The organism is Roseobacter sp. HKCCD6576-2 (assembly GCF_013179285.1).
GTDB lineage: Bacteria > Pseudomonadota > Alphaproteobacteria > Rhodobacterales > Rhodobacteraceae > Rhodophyticola > Rhodophyticola oceani.
This window is the reverse complement of record NZ_WVNW01000003.1, coordinates 60,959-79,071: the sequence shown is the minus strand read 5'-3', so window position 1 is coordinate 79,071 and position 18,113 is coordinate 60,959. Positions and strand designations below refer to the sequence as shown.

The window sequence follows — 18,113 nt, the reverse complement described above, 5'->3', positions numbered from 1 at the left end:
AAGCTATGCAAAAGGCGCGCGAGACTCCGGAAAAATCGGGGCAGAGACGCGCCAATGGCGCGATGATCATTTGAGGACACCCGAGCAATGCCCGCCCCCAAATTTTTTATGCTTGGCCTTTGTCTGCCGCTTCTTGCTGGCTGTGCCGACGCGATCAGCGATTTTGATTTCGATTTTCGCAATAATGCGATTTCGAACGCGGCACCCGGGTCCGAGACGGCCCCAAGACCCGAAGCCGATGCAAACGGCCTGATCACCTATCCGAATTATCAGGTTGCGGTGGCCCGCCGGGGCGACACGATGCAAAGCTTGGCAGCCCGGCTTGGGCTGGACGCGCAAGAGCTCGCGACATTCAACGGACGCAACGTGACCGATACACTCCGCGCCGATGAGATCGTCGCTCTGCCCCGCCGCGTGACCTCGGTTGGCGGCACCACGGGGACCAACATCACCTCGATCGCATCAGCCGCAATTGATGAGGCCGACGCCAACCGCCCAGCCACGCCGGTCGCGGTGCAAGGCGGCGCGGAGCCGGTGCGACACCGCGTGACCCGGGGCGAAACCGCCTATTCCGTGGCCCGGCTCTATGGCGTGTCAGTCCGGGCGCTTGCCGAATGGAACGGGCTGGGGCCCGATTTGTCCGTACGCGAAGGCCAATACCTGATCATCCCCTTGGTGATTGAGGAGGCCGGACCGATCGAGGATGCCGCGGCACCAGGCGCATCGATCACCCCTGTGCCCCCCTCCGCATCCGAACCCTTGCCTGAGCCGATCACCTCCGCGCCCCTGCCAGACACACCCGATCTGACCGACACCGCGCAACCGACGGCTGAGCCCGCAACACCCGCCCCTGCGGTCAACCGGTCCCAGATGCAGCGCCCCGTTGCGGGATCGATCATCCGGCCCTTCTCGTCGAGCAATGAGGGGATCGACATTGCCGCCGCGACTGGCACCGCCGTTCAGGCCGCCGCCGATGGCGAAGTCGCCGCGATCACCCGCGACACCGATCAGATCCCGATCCTGGTGATCCGGCATCCGAACAACCTGCTGACGGTTTACGCCAATATCCAGAACATCCGAGTGGAGCGTGGCGACACGATCTCGCGCGGCCAAACGGTGGCCGATGTGGGCCCGGGCGATCCGTCCTTCCTGCATTTCGAGGTTCGGCGCGGCTTCGAAGCGGTCGATCCGAACGACTTCATCAACTGAAGAGGGGGCGGCGCGCGTCACGCCCCCTGAACGGGAGCCCTCCTCGCCCCGCGCGGGGGCATGCCCCCACAATCCCCGATGGCATCGGCCTCTCGCCTGTTCCAATCGCGCATATGCGGCGCGGCCAGACCAGCAAACCCTCCAGGCCTGAGGGTTTAACATCCGCGCATGCACCCTTATCTCAAGATTGTTAACCCTTTCTTTTTTGCCCCGGTCTGGCAGAATACGGACCCCGAGGGGCTTCGGATCGACCTTGTCAGACCAAGGGAGGTAGGAAGATGTGGGACCGCATCTTGGATCATATGCTGGGTGGCTTTGTCACCACAGGGACGCTTTTTGTCACCTATCCTGATGGAATCGAAAGAAAATATGGCTCAGAGACGGGCCCGGTCAGCCGCATCACATTCCATGATCCGGCGCTGATCCGCCGCCTGGTCTTGAGCACCGAACTGGCTCTGGGGGAGGCCTATATGGACGGCCAAATGACCATCGCCCAGGATGATTTGGAGGGGTTTTTGACCCTCATCGTCCGCAATGCCGCGCGCTCCAAGGGGCTGTGGTGGCGGAAAGCCGCTCTTGGGCTGCGCCGCACTCGGCGGGCTTTTGACCAATGGAACCCGGCGCATCGCGCCCGCCAAAATGTCGCCCATCACTACGATCTGTCCTCAAAGCTCTACGACCTGTTCCTCGACGACGACCGGCAATACTCTTGCGCCTATTTCACCCGGCCCGATCTGTCGCTGGAAGAGGCGCAGGAGGCCAAGAAGCACCACATTGCGGGCAAGCTCCTGCTTCAGCCCGATATGGAGGTGTTCGAGATCGGTTGTGGCTGGGGCGGCCTCGGCCTTACCCTGGCGCGCGACTATGGCGTCCGCGTCCTCGGCGTGACGCTCTCCGAAGAACAGCACCGGATCGCCACGGACCGCGCCGCGCAAGCGGGCCTCGCCGACCGGGTGCGTTATGAGCTTCGCGACTATCGCTCGGTCACCGGCACCTTCGACCGGATCGTTTCGGTTGGGATGTTCGAACATGTGGGCGTGCCGCATTACCGGGAGTATTTCTCCCACGTCTATGACCGGCTGACGCCCGATGGCGTCGCGCTGATCCACACCATTGGCCGCGCCGCCCCGCCAGGCAGCACAAGCCCCTGGATCACCAAATATATATTCCCCGGCGGCTATGTCCCGGCTTTGTCGGAAATGTCGAAAGCGATGGAGAAAACCGGCCTCTACCCCACCGATTTGGAGGTCTGGCGGCTGCATTATGCCGAGACCCTGAAACACTGGCATGACCGGTTCACTGCCCGTGAGGCCGAGGCCGAAGCCCTCTATGACGCGCGTTTCACCCGCATGTGGCGCTACTATCTGAAAGCCTCGGAACTGACCTTCCGGCACCACCGGCAATGCGTTTTCCAACTGCAACTTGCCAAACATCAACAGGCCGTACCGCTGACCCGTGATTATCTCTATGCGGGCACCCACCGCCGCCAAAGGCACGCCGCCGAATAGACGGCGCGGGCTTGGCGTCTCCACCCGGCCGCGCCGCGCGACGGGCTCCCCGCCAAATCGTGCCGCATAGACGCGGCCCGTCGACGGCCCTTCGCCAACCATCAAACCGGCTCCACGACCCCCACCACCTGCGGCACGCGCTCCGATGCCCCCTTCCGGGGTTGCGCCCCCACGCCCGCTGACTATAACGCGGACAGTTTGCTTGGGCCTTGGGGAATGACATGCCAAAAAGAACCGATATCACCTCCATCATGATCATCGGTGCCGGGCCCATCGTCATCGGCCAAGCCTGCGAGTTCGACTATTCCGGCGCCCAAGCCTGCAAGGCGCTGCGCGAAGAAGGCTACCGGGTCATCCTGGTCAACTCCAACCCCGCCACCATCATGACCGACCCCGGCCTCGCCGACGCCACTTATATCGAGCCGATCACCCCCGAGGTCGTGGCCAAGATCATCGAGAAGGAACGCCCCGACGCGCTCCTGCCGACCATGGGTGGACAAACCGGCCTCAACACCTCTCTCGCGCTCGAAGAAGCAGGTGTTCTGGAAAAATTCGGCGTCGAGATGATCGGCGCCAAACGCCCCGCGATCGAGATGGCCGAGGATCGCAAACTATTCCGCGAAGCGATGGACCGGATCGGTTTGGAGAATCCCAAAGCGACAATTGTCAGCGCGCCAAAGCTGGACACTGGCAAATACGACATCGCCGCGGGTTTGCAATCGGCCATCGACGCCATCGAATATGTCGGCCTGCCCGCGATCATCCGCCCCGCCTTTACGCTTGGCGGCACCGGCGGCGGCGTTGCCTATAACCGCGAAGAATATGAGCATTTCTGCCGCTCCGGCCTTGAGGCCTCGCCCGTGGCACAGATCCTGATCGATGAAAGCCTGCTTGGCTGGAAAGAATACGAGATGGAGGTGGTCCGCGACAAGGCGGATAACGCGATCATCGTCTGCGCCATCGAAAATGTGGACCCGATGGGCGTCCATACCGGCGACTCGATCACCGTCGCGCCCGCGCTGACGCTCACCGACAAGGAATATCAGATCATGCGCAACGGCTCGATTGCCGTTCTGCGCGAAATCGGGGTGGAGACCGGCGGCTCCAACGTGCAATGGGCCGTGAACCCCGCCGATGGCCGCATGGTCGTGATCGAGATGAACCCGCGCGTGTCGCGGTCCTCGGCGCTGGCCTCGAAAGCCACCGGCTTCCCGATTGCCAAAATCGCGGCAAAGCTCGCCGTGGGCTACACGCTGGATGAGTTGGACAATGACATCACCAAGGTCACACCGGCCAGCTTCGAGCCGACCATCGATTATGTCGTGACCAAAATCCCCCGCTTCGCCTTCGAGAAGTTCCCCGGCTCCGAACCCTATCTCACCACCGCGATGAAGTCCGTGGGCGAGGCGATGTCCATCGGGCGAAGCTTCCATGAATCGGTGCAAAAGGCACTGGCCTCGATGGAAACCGGCCTCACCGGATTCGACGAGATCGACATTCCTGGCGCCCCCGATCCGGCGGCGATCACCAAAGCGCTCAGCGCCCAGACCCCAGACCGGCTCCGCGTCATCGCGCAAGCCATGCGGCATGGCCTCTCGGATGACGACATCCAAGCGGTGACCAGCTTCGACCCCTGGTTCCTGGCCCGCATCCGCGAGATCATCGACGCCGAGGAAGCGGTCCGCGCGGACGGCCTGCCCAGTGACGAAGCCGGGCTGCGCAGCCTGAAAATGATGGGCTTCACTGATGCCCGTCTGGCCAAACTCACCGGCCGGACCGAGGCCTCGATCCGCGCCGACCGCGTGGCCCAAGGGGTCACCGCCGTCTTCAAGCGCATCGATACCTGCGCCGCCGAGTTCGAAGCGCAAACACCCTATATGTATTCCACCTATGAGGCCCCTGTGATGGGCGAGGTCGAATGCGAGGCCCGCCCGTCGGACGCCAAGAAAGTCGTCATCCTCGGCGGCGGCCCGAACCGGATCGGCCAAGGGATCGAGTTCGATTATTGCTGCTGTCACGCCTGTTTCGCGCTGACCGACGCGGGCTACGAGACCATCATGGTCAACTGCAACCCCGAGACCGTCTCCACTGATTACGACACCTCCGACCGGCTCTATTTCGAACCGCTCACCTTCGAGCATGTGATGGAAATCCTCCGCGTCGAGCAGGAAAACGGCACGCTCCACGGCGTTATCGTCCAATTCGGCGGCCAGACCCCGCTGAAACTCGCCAATGCGTTGCATGATGCGGGCATCCCAATCCTCGGCACCACGCCCGACGCGATCGACCTCGCCGAAGACCGCGAGCGGTTCCAGCAACTGGTCCAGCGCCTCGGCCTGAAGCAACCGCAAAACGCCATCGCCACCACCGATGCCGAGGCCAAAGCCGCCGCCGAACAACTCGGCTACCCGCTCGTCATCCGCCCGTCTTACGTGCTCGGCGGCCGCGCCATGGAAATCGTCCGCGACACCGCGCAGCTCGACCGCTACATCGCCGAGGCCGTGGTCGTCTCCGGCGACAGCCCCGTGCTGCTTGACAGCTACCTTGCGGGCGCCACCGAAGTCGACGTGGACTGCCTCTCGGACGGCACCGACACCCATGTCGCCGGCATCATGCAACATATCGAAGAGGCCGGCGTCCACTCGGGCGACAGCGCCTGCTCGCTCCCGCCCCACACGCTCTCTGACGACATCATCGCCGAGATCACCCGCCAGACCGAAGCGCTTGCCAAAGCGCTCAACGTCATCGGCCTGATGAACATCCAATTCGCGGTGAAAGACGGTGAGATCTACCTCATCGAGGTCAACCCCCGCGCCTCGCGCACTGTGCCCTTCGTCGCCAAAGCCACGGACAGCGCCATCGCCTCCATCGCCGCCCGCCTCATGGCCGGGGAGCCGCTCTCCAGCTTCCCGCTCACCCCGCGCCAGAAACCCGTGCCCGACGATGTCGACCTACCCCAGGCCGACCCGATGACGCTGGCCGATTTCCGCACCCAATGGTTCTCGGTCAAAGAGGCCGTCATGCCCTTTGCCCGCTTCCCCGGCGTCGACACGATCCTCGGCCCCGAAATGCGCTCCACCGGCGAGGTCATGGGCTGGGACCGCACCTTCCCCCGCGCCTTCCTGAAAGCGCAACTGGGCGCGGGCACTACGCTCCCCGACCAGGGCACCGTGTTCCTCTCGATCAAAGACGACGACAAAACCCCGCACCTGATCGAGACCGCGAAAACCCTCACCGATCTGGGCCTCACCATCCTCGCCACCCGCGGCACCGCCAGCTTCCTCGCGGAGCACGACATCGCCTCGGATGTGGTGAACAAAGCCTATGAAGGCGGGCGCACGATTGTGGACATCATGAAAGACGGCCATGTGGCCCTGGTGATGAACACAACCGAAGGCGCACAAGCCGTCGAAGACAGCCGCTCCATGCGCGCCGTCGCTTTGTATGACAAGATCCCCTATTTCACGACACTCGCCGCCAGCCACGCCGCCGCGCTGGCGATGAAAGCGGCGCGGGAAGGCGAGTTGGGGGTAAGGTCGCTTCAGGGGTAAACGTCAAAGACTGTCTATCGCCTCAACAATCTGGTCTAAAAGGGGAAACGTAGTACCGCTATCGATAGCTTTCTGTAGCAGCAGGCCCATTGCATGCGGCGTTTTTGATAACTCACCTACTTGCAGGCCAAACTCTTCAGCAATTCCTGCTCGTATTTCATCATATGTCTTTCCGATCCGATCTCGCAGGTAACCCTCAAGATCGGACTCGAACGCCGCAAAGCGAGGAAAGACGCCGGCTGGGAATTCTTGTGGCTGGGTCACTCCTATCATTTTCTGGAAAAGCATGTTGAAGTCTTTCCTTTGATGTCTAGGCTTCTTCGTAATATCGGAGTCAAAGATTGCGTAGGTTGGAATCCCCATTTCAGAAAAAATATAGAATGGCTTATCAATCTTGTTCTTGCCCTCGACGCTTATTATTGAGACCCCCTCGCCGTACGCACTGCGCCCCTTTATCTTAAATAATCCTTCCAGCACCGCTTTGTCGGTGACACCTTCAACCAACACAACCCGATCGGCAAAGAAACCTTCACAAACCTCCCTTGAGAATATGTGGAGCTTTGCTGCAAAAGCCTCATCTGGCATTGGGTCTCGCCCCACGAGACTTGCAAAGTACTTGCTACACTTCGTCAAGGAAACCGAAGACACGCTGTGAGACCAACGCTCGCCATCAACCTGTCGAACTAGGCGCAGCCTTTCAAAGGAGTGCATTTTGACAAATTTCTCAGAGTGAGTCGCAAAAATTATCTGAAATCTAATCCCAGTTGCTTGAGAAAACACTTGTACTATTTCGGAAAACGCATCCGAAATCACGTGCTGCTTGTGCGGATGTTGGTATATCTCAGGTTCTTCAACTAGCAAAATGATGTCGCTTTGAGGCTCCGCAAAGTCCGCGCCTTCGGTGGTCGTCTGCGTTTCGGCTAAGTATTGAACAACTGCAAATAGCGCAGCGCGTTGGAGGCCATGACCAACGTTGGCTAAGAGGGTGTTGAAGCCATCGTTTTCGATTCTTATGGTCGGCTTGGGATATTCGACCCTAAGGCCATCTTGTCCTGACCACTCCGCAAGCAGGCTCGAGTTTGCATAGTACCGCTGCAAACTATCAGTTAGCCGTTCACTGATACCGCTTAGCTGTGGGAAGTTCTCCGGATTCGTGAGTGCCTCGAACTCGCCTTGAGCGGCGTCGATGAAGCCACGAAGCTCCTCTCTGTTTTCATAGATTTGTCTAGAGACGTCTGTCAGCAATTTGACAATTGGACTCGTCTTTTCATTTCCGGCAACTTCCTGTGCGTCTGCGACAGCGGGCACAAAACTTAGGGCCGTTTTCTTCCGCAGCTTACCGTTGGCGACATTAGGTGCGCCAAAAAAATTCCTCAGAAATTGTAGTTCAAGCCTATCGGGATGCTGACTTTCCCACTGCTCCAAATTTTCAAGCACCTGATCTGCATTCTGTGCCGCTGGAAGTTCGGTCATTTCCTGTCTTAAGATCGAATAGATTGACCTTTGTTTGGTCTTGCTTTTCTCATTCCTGATTTCCGAGAACCCTGGAAACACCGGGGCAAGTGCGGCGTACTGATAGTTTATATCCTTATCCGTCGAAAAAACGCGCTGAATCGTCATCTGCCCGTCAATGACAGCGCTACCAAACTGCTCGATTTCGTCCTCAACCAGCCTTGAGAAGGTAATTGTCACGAGTATATCGTTGCCTTCCCTCTGGTAGAAGTCTTCATCGGAAACCTTTGGTGCGGCCTCAAAGAAAATCTCTAGCGCCCGTAAGGCCGTTGATTTTCCTGAGTTGTTTGCGCCTAGAACCACCGTCAGATCACTGAAGTCGATGGTAAGATCGCGCGCGGAGCGATAGTTTTGAACTCTAAGTCTCTTTATTTGCACAGTGACACCTCGCGGTTGAGGTTATGAGAACCCTAATTGGTAATAACATCAAGATACCTCACCTCCCCCGCCGCCTCACCTTCTCCTCCATCTCCCCAAACGCCACCCGCTCCGTCCCCACGGCCAGCCCCTCGCGATAGGCATCCTTGGTGTCGTCGCCTTTCAGCAACCCCATGAGCTTCGCATGCATGAAGCTGCGCAGCACATCGTTCATCCGCGGCTGATATCCCGGCCCCATCGACTTGAACCATTTCACCACATCCTCATCGACCGACATCGTGATCTTCACCTTCTTGCTCTCGCGCCGCTGGCTGATCTCGTGCCAGTCCTGCGGGATGCGCAAATGGGTGGCGATCTTGTGGTGCATGTCCCATTCGAACCGGGCCATCGCCTCCATCATGTAATAGTGGTCATAGCGCTGCCGTTTGGTCAGCGGCTTGTCGTCAAACGGGTCCATCGCACCGCTCCTTTGCCTCTGGGGAGCGTCAGACTCTCGCAAATTTCCTAAAATTGCGTGGATGGGGCCGCGTATGTATCAGTTCCATACCAAACCCATACCGGTTCCATATCTTGACCTCGGGCCAAAATCGGGCGCATTTGGACCGTCAAGGAGAGAGCCAGATGTATCAGCCCGCGATCACCGGAACCGGCGTGTTCACGCCCTCGGAAATCATCACCAATGACGAGCTTGTGGCCGCGTTCAACGCCTATGTAGAGCGCTACAACGCTGAAAACGCGGATAAAATCGCGGCGGGCGAGGTCGAGGCGAAGGAACCAAGCTCCGCAGAGTTCATCCTCGCGGCTTCCGGCATTGAGCAGCGCTATGTCCTTGATAAGACGGGCGTTTTAGACCCCGCCGTGATGCATCCCTGGCTTCGGGAGCGCGCCGACGACGAACCCGGCCAAATGGCGGAAATGGCGCTCGACGCTTGCACCCAAGCCCTTGCAATGGCCGGCAAAACTGCCGGTGATGTAGGGGCCGTGATCTGCGCCGCCTCGAACCACGAACGCGCCTATCCCGCGATTGCCATCGAGATCCAGAATCTTCTTGGAATCCAAGGCTTTGCCTTCGACATGAACGTCGCCTGCAGCTCCGCCACCTTCGGCATCCAAGCCGCCGCCGATATGGTGAAATCCGGCAGCATTTCCAGTGCCTTAGTGGTCAATCCCGAGATCTGCTCCGCCCATCTCGAATGGCGCGACCGCGATTGCCATTTCATCTTCGGCGATGTCTGTACCGCCGTCCTGATCGAGCGCGCCGAAGACGCTAAGGGCCCGCATTTCCTGATAAAATCTACCCGCTGCGCGACCCAGTTCTCGAACAATATCCGCAACAATAACGGCTATCTGCGCCGCACCCGCAAAGGTCAGATGGAAGACCGCCGCGACATGCAATTCATGCAGAACGGCCGCAAAGTCTTCAAAGAGGTCCTGCCCCTCGTCTCCAAACATATCGCCACGCATATGGCCGAGGAAAACATCGCCGCCGAGGATCTCAAACGCCTCTGGCTCCACCAGGCGAACAAGACGATGAATGACTATATCGGCAAAAAAGTCCTGGGCCGCGATCCGAACCCCGGTGAGCAGCCCAACATCTTGCAAGACTATGCCAACACCTCGAGCGCTGGCTCAATCATCGCGTTTTCCAAATATTCCAATGACTTACAGAGCGGCGACACCGGTCTGATCTGCTCGTTCGGCGCGGGCTATTCCGTCGGCTCGGTGATCGTCGAACGCGCCTAACCCGCGGTTTCTTCTTCCAAGTGCAGCTTCATCTCAAGCAGCACCTTTTGGATCTCCAGCGTCTCTCGCAAAAGCCGCTTCGCCTCGTTGATCGTGATCACCCCGTCCTCAATCGACTGGTGATACTCCCCCATCAACATCGCAAACCGCTGGCTCAGCGCGACAACATCGGCATTCACACCGCCCTCGCCGCCCTCATTCCGGCGCGTCTCATCATAGCTGAGCGTGATACCCCTGAGATCTGCCAAAGCCGTCGTCACATGTGGGAACCGCGCCGCGCCCTCAAGGGCAGCCACCGCATCCACCGGCATGAACCGGTCGCTATGTTCCGGCGCATCGGAGAAATAGCGACCCAAAGTCGCCTTCGATTTCCCGGTCAACTCGCAGGCCGCCGCAAACCCCACATCCTTTATCAGCGCCTCGGTGTGTTTCTTCAGGTAGCTTCCCACGCGATTACCCCCGCCTCCTCATTGGCTATCTTGGGGAAACCAAATCGCTTTTTCCCATGATGGTCAATCGCCGCTGCTGCGACACTCTCCTTGCTCGGAACGTGTTTCGGGCGCGTCACTAGTGATCGGTCGCTGTACCGGGCCGATTGGGTGGGGGTTCGTCGTCGCGGCCAAACCGGCTCTGGTCGGGGTCTCGTCGCAACTTGCGGCGAACCCTTTCCCGAGACCGCTTTCCCCTTTCGCGACCGGGTTGGCTAGCGGCATTTCGAAACAGCCGAAAAGGCGAGAACCCCCACCCTACGCGTCTCTTGCATGCGCCTTCGGGCTGAGGCACATCTAACCTCATGGCCAAGCTCTACTTTCACTATTCGACCATGAATGCCGGGAAATCGACCCTGCTTCTGCAAGCCTCCTACAACTATATCGAACGCGGGATGCAGACCTATTTGCTGACAGCGAACTTCGATGATAGGGTCGGAACCGGCCAAATCGGCAGCCGGATCGGGATCAGCGCGGAGGCCGACACCTATACGCAAGCTGATGATCTCTTTGCCAAAATCGACACGCGCCTGAAACAAGGACCATGCGCTTGTGTGCTGATCGACGAAGCACAATGGATGACTCGCGACCAAGTTTGGCAGTTGGCCCGTGCCGTCGATGATCTGGGTGTACCGGTGATGTGCTACGGCCTACGCGTCGATTTCCAGGGCGAACTTTTCCCCGGGTCCGCAGCACTTCTGGCGCTTGCCGATGAAATGCGCGAGGTACGCACGATTTGCCATTGTGGGCGCAAGGCCACCATGGTGATCCGGGTCGATGAAAGCGGCAAAGCCATAACCCAAGGCGCGCAGATCGAAGTGGGTGGCAATGACCGGTACATCTCGCTCTGTCGACGCCATTGGCGTGAGGAGATCGGTGATCGGACGTCGACGGCGGTCCTGGACTGAGGGGGAGTCCGCGTCTCAGCCCAGATGCCACAGATTGTATAGACCTAGTGCGCTCTTAGACCAGGTTTGGTAGCGCCCGACCTTCCTCAAACGCAATGGCATTTTCGAGCGCCATCCGGCCCATATTCTCGCGCACCTCAAGCGCCGCCGTGCCCAGATGCGGCAACAGGGTCACGTTTTCCATTGCCTTCAGCGCGTCGGGGACCTGCGGTTCGAACTCATAGACATCGAGGCCGGCTCCTGCGATCTGCCCCACCTGAAGCGCAGCGATCAACGCTGCCTCGTCAATCACATCGCCCCGCGAAATGTTCACCAGAATCGCATGGGACCGCATGGCGGAGAGCGCTTCGGCGTCAATGAAATGATGCGTCTCGGCGCTGGCCGAAAGGCCCAAGACGACGATATCCGCCGCCGCCATCGCCTCAGCCAAGGGCAACCTTTCCGCCGGGAAATCCAGCGTCTTCTCGGACCGGTTCGCATAAACGATCCGACAACCGAAGCCGAAATGGCAGCGCCGTGCAATCGCTTGTCCGATCCGCCCCATACCGATGATCGCGACGGTCTTGCCGGTTACATGCAGACCCAACATCTGCGTTGGGTGCCAGCCGGTCCAGGCCCCCGCGCGCACCATTCGCTCCCCTTCACCCGCCCGCCGGGCGGTCATCAAGATCAGCGTCAACGCGATATCCGCCGTCGCATCCGTCACCGCGCCCGGCGTATTGGTCACAGCCACCCCTGCGGCACCGGCGGCGGCCACATCGATATGATTATAGCCAACGCCGAAATTGGCGAGCAGCTTACAACGCGGCTCGGGCACGGCGGCGAAAACCTCGGCATTAAACCCATCTCCCAAGGTCGGGATCACCACGTCTTGCTCGGTCAGGGCCGCGATGCATTCGGTCTTGGACATCGGTCCGTCTCCGGCGCGATCTGTCAAATCGAACCGGGCCGCCGCCTCGGCCATGACAGCATCGGGCAACCGGCGGGAAATCAGCAGTTTCATCAATGCATCCTTTGACCGTTTTCCACCGCCTGATCCGGCGCGAGCAAGACAATCCCGCCCTCAGCATCAGAGACACCCAGGATCAGCACTTCCGACCGCATCGGCCCAATCTGCCGCGGCGGGAAATTCACCACGCCCATCACCTGGCGACCAATCAAAGTCTCCGGCGTGTAATGGGCGGTGATTTGGGCGGAAGACTTCTTTTCACCAAGCTCGGGGCCAAAATCCACCCAGAGTTTGATCGCCGGTTTGCGGGCCTCCGGGAAGGGTTCGGCGCGGGTCACGGTCCCGACGCGGATGTCGACTTTCAGGAACTCATCGAAGCTGAGATCGGACATTTGGATTACCCTTTCAACTCGCGCGAACGCGCTGCGGCTGCGCCCACCGTGGCCTCGATCAACGGCGTGAGACCGGTTGCGGCATCCATCAAGACCTCAAGCCCGGCTTGGGTCGTGCCATTGGGCGAGGTAACGTTGATGCGGAGCTGTTCCGGGGTCTCGTCGGCGGACATGGCGAGCGCCCCTGCCCCGGCGACCGTCGCTTTGGCCAATTGCATCGCCATGTCATCGGGCAGGCCCTCGGCGCGGGCCGCAGCCGCAAGCGCGTCAATCATATAGAAGATATAAGCCGGGCCGGAGCCCGAGACACCTGTGACCGCATCGATCTGATCTTCGGTATCGAGTTTCACGACCTCGCCAATCGCCGACAACAGTGCCGCCGCCAGATCGACATCCGCAGCCTCACTCGCCGCGTTGCCGATGATCGCGGTGATCCCTTGGCCAATGGCCGCAGGCGTGTTGGGCATCGCTCGGATGATCCGGCTCGCCGTACCCAAGACCTCTTCGAAATAAGAAATTGGCGTTCCCGCCGCGACGGAGAGGATCAAAGTGTCGCCACCGCCGAAGGGCGCAAGCGCTGGCAGCGCCTCGGCCATCATCTGCGGTTTGACGGCGACCAGGGCGACAGCGGGAGACGTTGGCAGATCGGCGTTAACCTGTACCCCCCGAGCTGCCAGCCAGTCCGCTGGAAAGGGGTCGATCACCCAAACCTTTTCAGGCGGCAGCCCTTCTGACAGCCAGCCCTCCAGCATCGCTGAACCCATCTTGCCGCAGCCCAGCATCACCAGGCCGCGGCGCTTTACATCGTTGAAATCCATGGAGCCTCCGGCGTCATCCGCCGAGGAGATTAGGCGCGGCCATAGCTCTCCGCAATGGCCACCTGCATCGCTTCCGACGGCGTGGAATTACCCCAGCAGGCCAGTTGGAAGGCGGGGTAGTAGCGCTCCGCCGCCAAAACCGCCGTCTCCACCATGCAGCCGATCTGCTCCGGGCTTGCCAGTTGCTCGCCAGCCAGCACAAGCCCGTAGCGATACACCATCAACCGCTGCGCGTGCCAGTAGCTGAACGCGCCGGCCCAGCATTTGTCATTGGCCAGGTTCAGCGTTTCATAAAGCTTTGGCAGGCTTTCTTCCGGCGGCTCCATGTCAAAGGTGCAAATCATCCGCAGGGTTTCATCGAAAGAAGACCAGGCCAAGGTGACCGAATAGGTGCGCCATTGGCCCTCTATGGCCATGGCGATCTGATCATCGGCGACACGGTCGAAATCCCAATCGTGATGGGTCGCGATCGTCTCGACAATGTCGATCGGATGGATGTCGTCGGTTTCGATATACTGCTCGGAAAGTGACATTGCCCAGGCCTCTTTATTGTTGGCAGCCTCGGCGGGGCCTGGTCTTTTCGACCATGACGCCCACTAGAAGCTGGGTGTCTTACCTATGGGTCGCCGAGATATTCCCGACCCCATACTAGATATGGTGGGCCGTATCCTCGGACCTGTAAAGCAGTATTTTTACGAAATGACGCAATCAAGCGCCCAATGGCGCGCTATCCACAGGAAATCGCGATCAATCAACAGCTTTGATTAAGAAGCAGAATTCTGCGGGCCCCGGCCCATTTCGATCTTGTCGCCCTCATAGGCATGGATCGTCATTCCAACCCGCAAACCGATGATCGCGCAGAGACTTGCCGCCAAGAGCGAATGCCACCATGGCACACCGGCGAGCACGTCAGCGCTCAGAAATGCGGGCGAGAGCATTGGTAGGACCGAAACGAGCTGGCCGATCCCCAAACCCGGTATTGTTGTCACGCCGAATGCGCCGACAAAGGCGAACCCACTGATCCAAAGTGGCCACCCCCAGGGTCGTTGGCGGCGTGCAGCGCTCAAGACCAAACGCCCTAGCAAAACTGCGACAGAAACCCCCGGCAACCAGATCAGGAAACTTACACCAGCGGTCAGAAAAAACCCGAACAACGCCGCCAAAACCGACCCAGAGCCGGTATACATCAAACTCACCATGAACAACTGAACAGCCACCGCGCCACCCGTCCAGAGCGCCCCGGTGACGGACGCCCGAAAGAGCGTATGCGCCAAGGATGGCGCGAGCGTTTCGGTGGCTTTCGCGATAATCATGCCCTGGATGTAAGAGGGCATTGGGACAAAAGAATGGTAAACGCTAGATGACTTCTAGGCTTTTGCGGCTTCCAGCGCCTCAATTCTCGCTTTCAGGGCTTCGTTCTCTTCGCGGGCCTTCTGCGCCATGGCGCGCACGGCATCAAATTCTTCGCGAGTCACGAACTCCCGATCAGCCAACCAACGATCCATCATCGATTTCATCGCGGTTTCGGCCTCGTCCTTTGCGCCTTGGGCGACACCCATCGCGTTGGTCATCAACTGCGAGATATCTTCCATCATCTTGTTGCGGGTCTGCATGAGAGCCTCCATATCGCTTGGCTCAGATATGGCGGTCTGGCGGAGCGGTATCAAGGTTGACTTCGCCGCAGGCGCGCCGCATCCAAAACCAAGATACAGGTGACGGAGACCAAATGCAGGCCGCGATCCCCTTTCCCGACATCTCGCCAGAGCTTTTCTCTTTTGCCATTGGCGGCTTCGAATTTGCGCTCCGGTGGTATGCGCTGGCCTATATCGCCGCGCTTCTGATCGGCTGGCGTATGGTGGTAATGGCGGTCAAACGGCCGGCGCTTTGGCCCGCCGACACCCCGCCGATGACACCGACCCATGTCGAAAACCTGCTCACCTGGGTAATTATCGGCGTGATTCTTGGCGGGCGCCTTGGGTTCGTTTTGTTTTACCAACCCGGCTATTACCTCCAAAATCCTGGTGAAATCCTGATGATCTGGCAAGGCGGGATGGCCTTCCATGGCGGGCTCTTAGGGGTCATCGTCGCCGGTATCTTGTTTTGTAGGGTGCACAAACTGCCGATGGCCAGCGTGGGTGATGCGATGGCTTTGGCCGCGCCAGTCGGGTTGTTCCTGGGCCGGATCGCCAATTTCATCAATGCCGAGCTCTGGGGCCGCCCAACCGATCTGCCTTGGGGCGTGATTTTTCCCGGTGATCTGGCGCAGGCCTGCCCCGGCCCCGAAGGCTTGGTCGAACGAGCCTGGGAAACGCTCTGCGCCCGCCATCCGTCGCAGCTTTACGAAGCGGCGCTCGAAGGGCTGATCCTGGGCGCGGTCATCCTCTGGCTCGTCTATCGCCGGGGCGGGTTCAAAATTCCGGGGCAGATCATGGGACTGTTTCTTGCCGGGTACGGGCTGGGACGTTTCATCGTCGAATATTTCCGCCAAGCAGACCCGCAATTCATCACACCGGACAACCCGCTTGGCCATGTGCTCTCCCTCACCCCAACGCTCGGCCTCTCCATGGGGCAGCTTCTTTCGCTACCGATGCTGGTGATCGGCATCGCCATCATCGTCATCGCGCGCAGGCGCGCCGCGTGACGCCGCTTGGCGAACGTCTAATCGCACGCATCGTGCGCAACGGGCCGATTTCGGTTTCCGAGTATATGACCGAATGCCTGCTGAACCCGCATGACGGCTATTATGTGACGCAAGACCCGTTCGGCGCAGGGGGCGATTTCACCACCGCGCCTGAGATCAGCCAGATGTTTGGCGAGATCATCGGGCTCTGGCTGGCACAAGTTTGGCTTGATCAGGGGCGTCCAAGCCCGTTTGTCCTGGCCGAGCTTGGCCCCGGGCGGGGCACCCTTATGGCTGATTTGCTGCGAGCAACGGCGATGGTCGAGGGGTTCCATCAAGCCATGCAAGTGGTCTTGGTCGAAGCCTCCCCTGTGCTGCGCGCCCGGCAAAGGGCGGCGCTGGCCGGGTATCAACCGCAATTTGTCGATCACGTGGGCGATCTTCCACCCGGACCGCTTTACCTGATTGCCAACGAGTTTTTTGACGCTCTACCGATCCGGCAATTCTTGCGGACCGAGACGGCCTGGCACGAACGCCAGATTGGAACCGATGGCAGCCGGTTGATCTGGGGTCTCGGTCCCGAGAGCGCAATCGCGGCGCTTGAAGACCGGCTGGCCGATACGGTGCGCGGCCAAGTGGTTGAGCTAAATGCCCCGGCTCTCCCCATTTCCGAAGAGATTGGGCGGCGGGTTTCCGACGCGGGCGGCACCGCACTTTTCATCGACTATGGCGAATGGGACAGCATCGGTGAAACCTTGCAGGCGGTCCTTAAACACCGTTTTGTCGACCCGCTGCAGGACCCCGGAAAGGCGGACCTTACCGCCCAGGTGGCGTTCAGCCCCCTGGCGCGGGCGGCGATGCCTGCACAAGCCTCGGCGCTGGTGCCACAGGGTGTGTTCCTCGAACGGCTCGGTATCACGGTCCGGGCGCAACATCTCGCCGAGAAACTCTCAGGTCCGGCACGCATCGAGCATATCGCCGCACACAAGCGGTTGACGCACCCCGACGAAATGGGAACTTTGTTCAAAGTGATGGGGCTTCGTCCGCCCGATGCCCCACCCCTGCCAGCCTTGGAGCCGATCGCCCCCGATGTGTCCAGTGACCACACGTCTTGAACCGCTGACCTCCGATCTTTTGGAGGGCATGACGCATGGGTTCTTCACCCGGCGCGGCGGCGCATCCTCGGGGATTTTTGAAGGTCTGAACTGCGGCGGCGGCTCGTCGGATCAAGCCGAGATCGTCGCCCTGAACCGTGACCGCGTGGCGCAAACCATGGGCGTGGGACCAGATCGGCTTGCGACCGTGCATCAGGTCCATTCCGCAGAGGCGGTCATATTGGACAAGACGGCGCAAGACCCGAAACCGCGCGCCGATGCCATCGTCACGACCACGCCGGGCATCGCGATTGCGATTCTGACCGCTGATTGTCAGCCGGTGCTCTTCGCGGATCGAGCCGGTGGCGTGATTGCCGCCGCCCATGCGGGATGGCGTGGCGCGCTGGATGGTGTGTTGGAGCGCACAATCGAGGTGATGGTCGATGCCGGGGCGGAGCGCGCGCGGATTCAAGCCGTAATCGGCCCCTCGATCAGCCAGCGCGCCTATGAGGTGGGCCCCGAATTTATTGAACGTTTCCTTGATGAAGACCCCGAAAATGCTCGGTTCTTTATCAACGGGGCTGGTGACCGATATCTCTTCGATCTGCCCGCCTATGGTCTGATGCGACTCCGCGCAGCGGGCATCGGCCAAGCGGAATGGACCCGCCATTGCACCTATTCCGATCCACTGCGGTTCTACTCCTACCGCCGCTCGGTTCACGAAGGTGAGGCGGATTATGGCCGCCTGATCTCAGCAATTCGTCTTTGAGAAACCAGGCCGCAGAATGCGGCCAATCTGCCCCGATTGTCGGCGCGAGAGGCGCATTTGCGGCAAAGACGAGGCAGGTATCGCCCTGCCGCCGCCAAAATCACGGCGACCAAATGCTTAGGATTTGCGGAAAATAGGGGAAAATCAGGGGGTATCTCGGCCACATTTTTGTCA

17 protein-coding genes are annotated in these 18,113 nt (G+C 60.0%); 8 read left to right on the top strand and 9 right to left on the bottom strand.

What is annotated here, in order from left to right:
- Positions 1-87: 87 nt before the first annotated feature.
- The 3 genes from GTF44_RS12950 (at position 88) to carB (ending at position 6,268) form a co-directional block, all read left to right on the top strand.
- Positions 88-1,209: a M23 family metallopeptidase gene (locus GTF44_RS12950; RefSeq protein ID WP_171561670.1), complete on the top strand. Its 1,122-nt coding sequence runs from the start codon at positions 88-90 to the stop codon at positions 1,207-1,209.
- Positions 1,210-1,487: 278 nt separating this feature from the next.
- Complete coding sequence (locus GTF44_RS12945; RefSeq protein ID WP_171561669.1) at positions 1,488-2,717, top strand: cyclopropane-fatty-acyl-phospholipid synthase family protein; 1,230 nt, start codon at positions 1,488-1,490, stop codon at positions 2,715-2,717.
- Between the two features lie 221 nt (positions 2,718-2,938).
- Positions 2,939-6,268, top strand: coding sequence for a carbamoyl-phosphate synthase large subunit (gene carB / locus GTF44_RS12940; RefSeq protein ID WP_171561667.1), 3,330 nt, complete (start codon positions 2,939-2,941; stop codon positions 6,266-6,268).
- Positions 6,269-6,271: 3 nt separating this feature from the next.
- Here carB and GTF44_RS12935 read toward each other — a convergent pair whose 3' ends face one another.
- A complete protein-coding gene (locus tag GTF44_RS12935) occupies positions 6,272-8,158 on the bottom strand; it encodes an AAA family ATPase (RefSeq protein ID WP_171561660.1) in 1,887 nt (628 codons plus the stop codon).
- Positions 8,159-8,216: 58 nt separating this feature from the next.
- Positions 8,217-8,615 (bottom strand): BrnA antitoxin family protein, encoded by a 399-nt coding sequence (locus GTF44_RS12930; RefSeq protein WP_171561658.1) that lies wholly within the window; start codon positions 8,613-8,615, stop codon positions 8,217-8,219.
- Between the two features lie 164 nt (positions 8,616-8,779).
- Here GTF44_RS12930 and GTF44_RS12925 point away from each other — a divergent pair, with 164 nt between their 5' ends.
- Positions 8,780-9,901: a beta-ketoacyl-ACP synthase III gene (locus tag GTF44_RS12925; RefSeq protein WP_171561657.1), complete on the top strand. Its 1,122-nt coding sequence runs from the start codon at positions 8,780-8,782 to the stop codon at positions 9,899-9,901.
- Here GTF44_RS12925 and GTF44_RS12920 read toward each other — a convergent pair.
- Positions 9,898-10,350: a hypothetical protein gene (locus tag GTF44_RS12920; protein ID WP_145216146.1), complete on the bottom strand. Its 453-nt coding sequence runs from the start codon at positions 10,348-10,350 to the stop codon at positions 9,898-9,900. The two genes, GTF44_RS12925 and GTF44_RS12920, sit on opposite strands and share 4 nt — an antisense overlap.
- Before the next feature lie 344 nt (positions 10,351-10,694).
- Here GTF44_RS12920 and GTF44_RS12915 point away from each other — a divergent pair, with 344 nt between their 5' ends.
- The gene (locus GTF44_RS12915; protein ID WP_171561655.1) at positions 10,695-11,297 is read left to right on the top strand and encodes a thymidine kinase; all 603 of its coding nucleotides are present in this window, start codon (positions 10,695-10,697) and stop codon (positions 11,295-11,297) included.
- A gap of 55 nt (positions 11,298-11,352) precedes the next feature.
- On the opposite strand, the gene GTF44_RS12910 is transcribed toward GTF44_RS12915, so the two are convergent.
- The 6 genes from GTF44_RS12910 to GTF44_RS12885 all read right to left on the bottom strand — a co-directional run bounded on the left by GTF44_RS12910 (position 11,353) and on the right by GTF44_RS12885 (position 15,069).
- Complete coding sequence (locus GTF44_RS12910; protein WP_171561653.1) at positions 11,353-12,300, bottom strand: D-glycerate dehydrogenase; 948 nt, start codon at positions 12,298-12,300, stop codon at positions 11,353-11,355.
- Entirely contained in the window at positions 12,300-12,638 is a 339-nt protein-coding gene (locus GTF44_RS12905) for a tRNA-binding protein (RefSeq protein ID WP_171561651.1), read from the bottom strand. The genes GTF44_RS12910 and GTF44_RS12905 overlap by 1 nt, the downstream gene beginning before the upstream one ends.
- Before the next feature lie 5 nt (positions 12,639-12,643).
- A complete protein-coding gene (proC, locus tag GTF44_RS12900) occupies positions 12,644-13,456 on the bottom strand; it encodes a pyrroline-5-carboxylate reductase (RefSeq protein WP_171561650.1) in 813 nt (270 codons plus the stop codon).
- A 29-nt stretch (positions 13,457-13,485) separates the two neighbouring features.
- Positions 13,486-13,989: a YbjN domain-containing protein gene (locus GTF44_RS12895; RefSeq protein WP_171561648.1), complete on the bottom strand. Its 504-nt coding sequence runs from the start codon at positions 13,987-13,989 to the stop codon at positions 13,486-13,488.
- Positions 13,990-14,220: 231 nt separating this feature from the next.
- Entirely contained in the window at positions 14,221-14,769 is a 549-nt protein-coding gene (locus GTF44_RS12890) for a hypothetical protein (RefSeq protein ID WP_171561646.1), read from the bottom strand.
- 54 nt (positions 14,770-14,823) lie between these two features.
- Complete coding sequence (locus GTF44_RS12885) at positions 14,824-15,069, bottom strand: accessory factor UbiK family protein (RefSeq protein ID WP_171561645.1); 246 nt, start codon at positions 15,067-15,069, stop codon at positions 14,824-14,826.
- A gap of 113 nt (positions 15,070-15,182) precedes the next feature.
- Between GTF44_RS12885 and lgt the strand changes: the two genes are divergently transcribed.
- From lgt to pgeF, 3 genes are read left to right on the top strand one after another with little or no spacing between them, the layout of a single operon-like run.
- Positions 15,183-16,097, top strand: coding sequence for a prolipoprotein diacylglyceryl transferase (lgt, locus tag GTF44_RS12880; RefSeq protein WP_171561643.1), 915 nt, complete (start codon positions 15,183-15,185; stop codon positions 16,095-16,097).
- Entirely contained in the window at positions 16,094-17,191 is a 1,098-nt protein-coding gene (locus tag GTF44_RS12875; RefSeq protein ID WP_367383405.1) for a class I SAM-dependent methyltransferase, read from the top strand. Before lgt ends, GTF44_RS12875 begins: the two co-directional genes overlap by 4 nt.
- 28 nt (positions 17,192-17,219) lie before the next feature.
- Positions 17,220-17,939 carry a peptidoglycan editing factor PgeF gene (gene pgeF, locus GTF44_RS12870; protein ID WP_253261318.1) on the top strand — a complete coding sequence of 240 codons (720 nt, stop codon included), beginning with the start codon at positions 17,220-17,222 and terminating at the stop codon, positions 17,937-17,939.
- Positions 17,940-18,113 lie beyond the last annotated feature (174 nt).

Coding starts and splice junctions, on each gene's coding strand:
- lgt (WP_171561643.1), top strand. CDS start 15,183: ATGCAGGCCGCGATCCCCTTTCCCGACATCTCGCCAGAGCTTTTCTCT.
- GTF44_RS12910 (WP_171561653.1), bottom strand. CDS start 12,300: ATGAAACTGCTGATTTCCCGCCGGTTGCCCGATGCTGTCATGGCCGAG.
- GTF44_RS12925 (WP_171561657.1), top strand. CDS start 8,780: ATGTATCAGCCCGCGATCACCGGAACCGGCGTGTTCACGCCCTCGGAA.
- GTF44_RS12890 (WP_171561646.1), bottom strand. CDS start 14,769: ATGATTATCGCGAAAGCCACCGAAACGCTCGCGCCATCCTTGGCGCAT.
- GTF44_RS12895 (WP_171561648.1), bottom strand. CDS start 13,989: ATGTCACTTTCCGAGCAGTATATCGAAACCGACGACATCCATCCGATC.
- GTF44_RS12945 (WP_171561669.1), top strand. CDS start 1,488: ATGTGGGACCGCATCTTGGATCATATGCTGGGTGGCTTTGTCACCACA.
- pgeF (WP_253261318.1), top strand. CDS start 17,220: ATGACGCATGGGTTCTTCACCCGGCGCGGCGGCGCATCCTCGGGGATT.
- GTF44_RS12950 (WP_171561670.1), top strand. CDS start 88: ATGCCCGCCCCCAAATTTTTTATGCTTGGCCTTTGTCTGCCGCTTCTT.
- carB (WP_171561667.1), top strand. CDS start 2,939: ATGCCAAAAAGAACCGATATCACCTCCATCATGATCATCGGTGCCGGG.
- GTF44_RS12915 (WP_171561655.1), top strand. CDS start 10,695: ATGGCCAAGCTCTACTTTCACTATTCGACCATGAATGCCGGGAAATCG.
- proC (WP_171561650.1), bottom strand. CDS start 13,456: ATGGATTTCAACGATGTAAAGCGCCGCGGCCTGGTGATGCTGGGCTGC.
- GTF44_RS12885 (WP_171561645.1), bottom strand. CDS start 15,069: ATGCAGACCCGCAACAAGATGATGGAAGATATCTCGCAGTTGATGACC.
- GTF44_RS12930 (WP_171561658.1), bottom strand. CDS start 8,615: ATGGACCCGTTTGACGACAAGCCGCTGACCAAACGGCAGCGCTATGAC.
- GTF44_RS12905 (WP_171561651.1), bottom strand. CDS start 12,638: ATGTCCGATCTCAGCTTCGATGAGTTCCTGAAAGTCGACATCCGCGTC.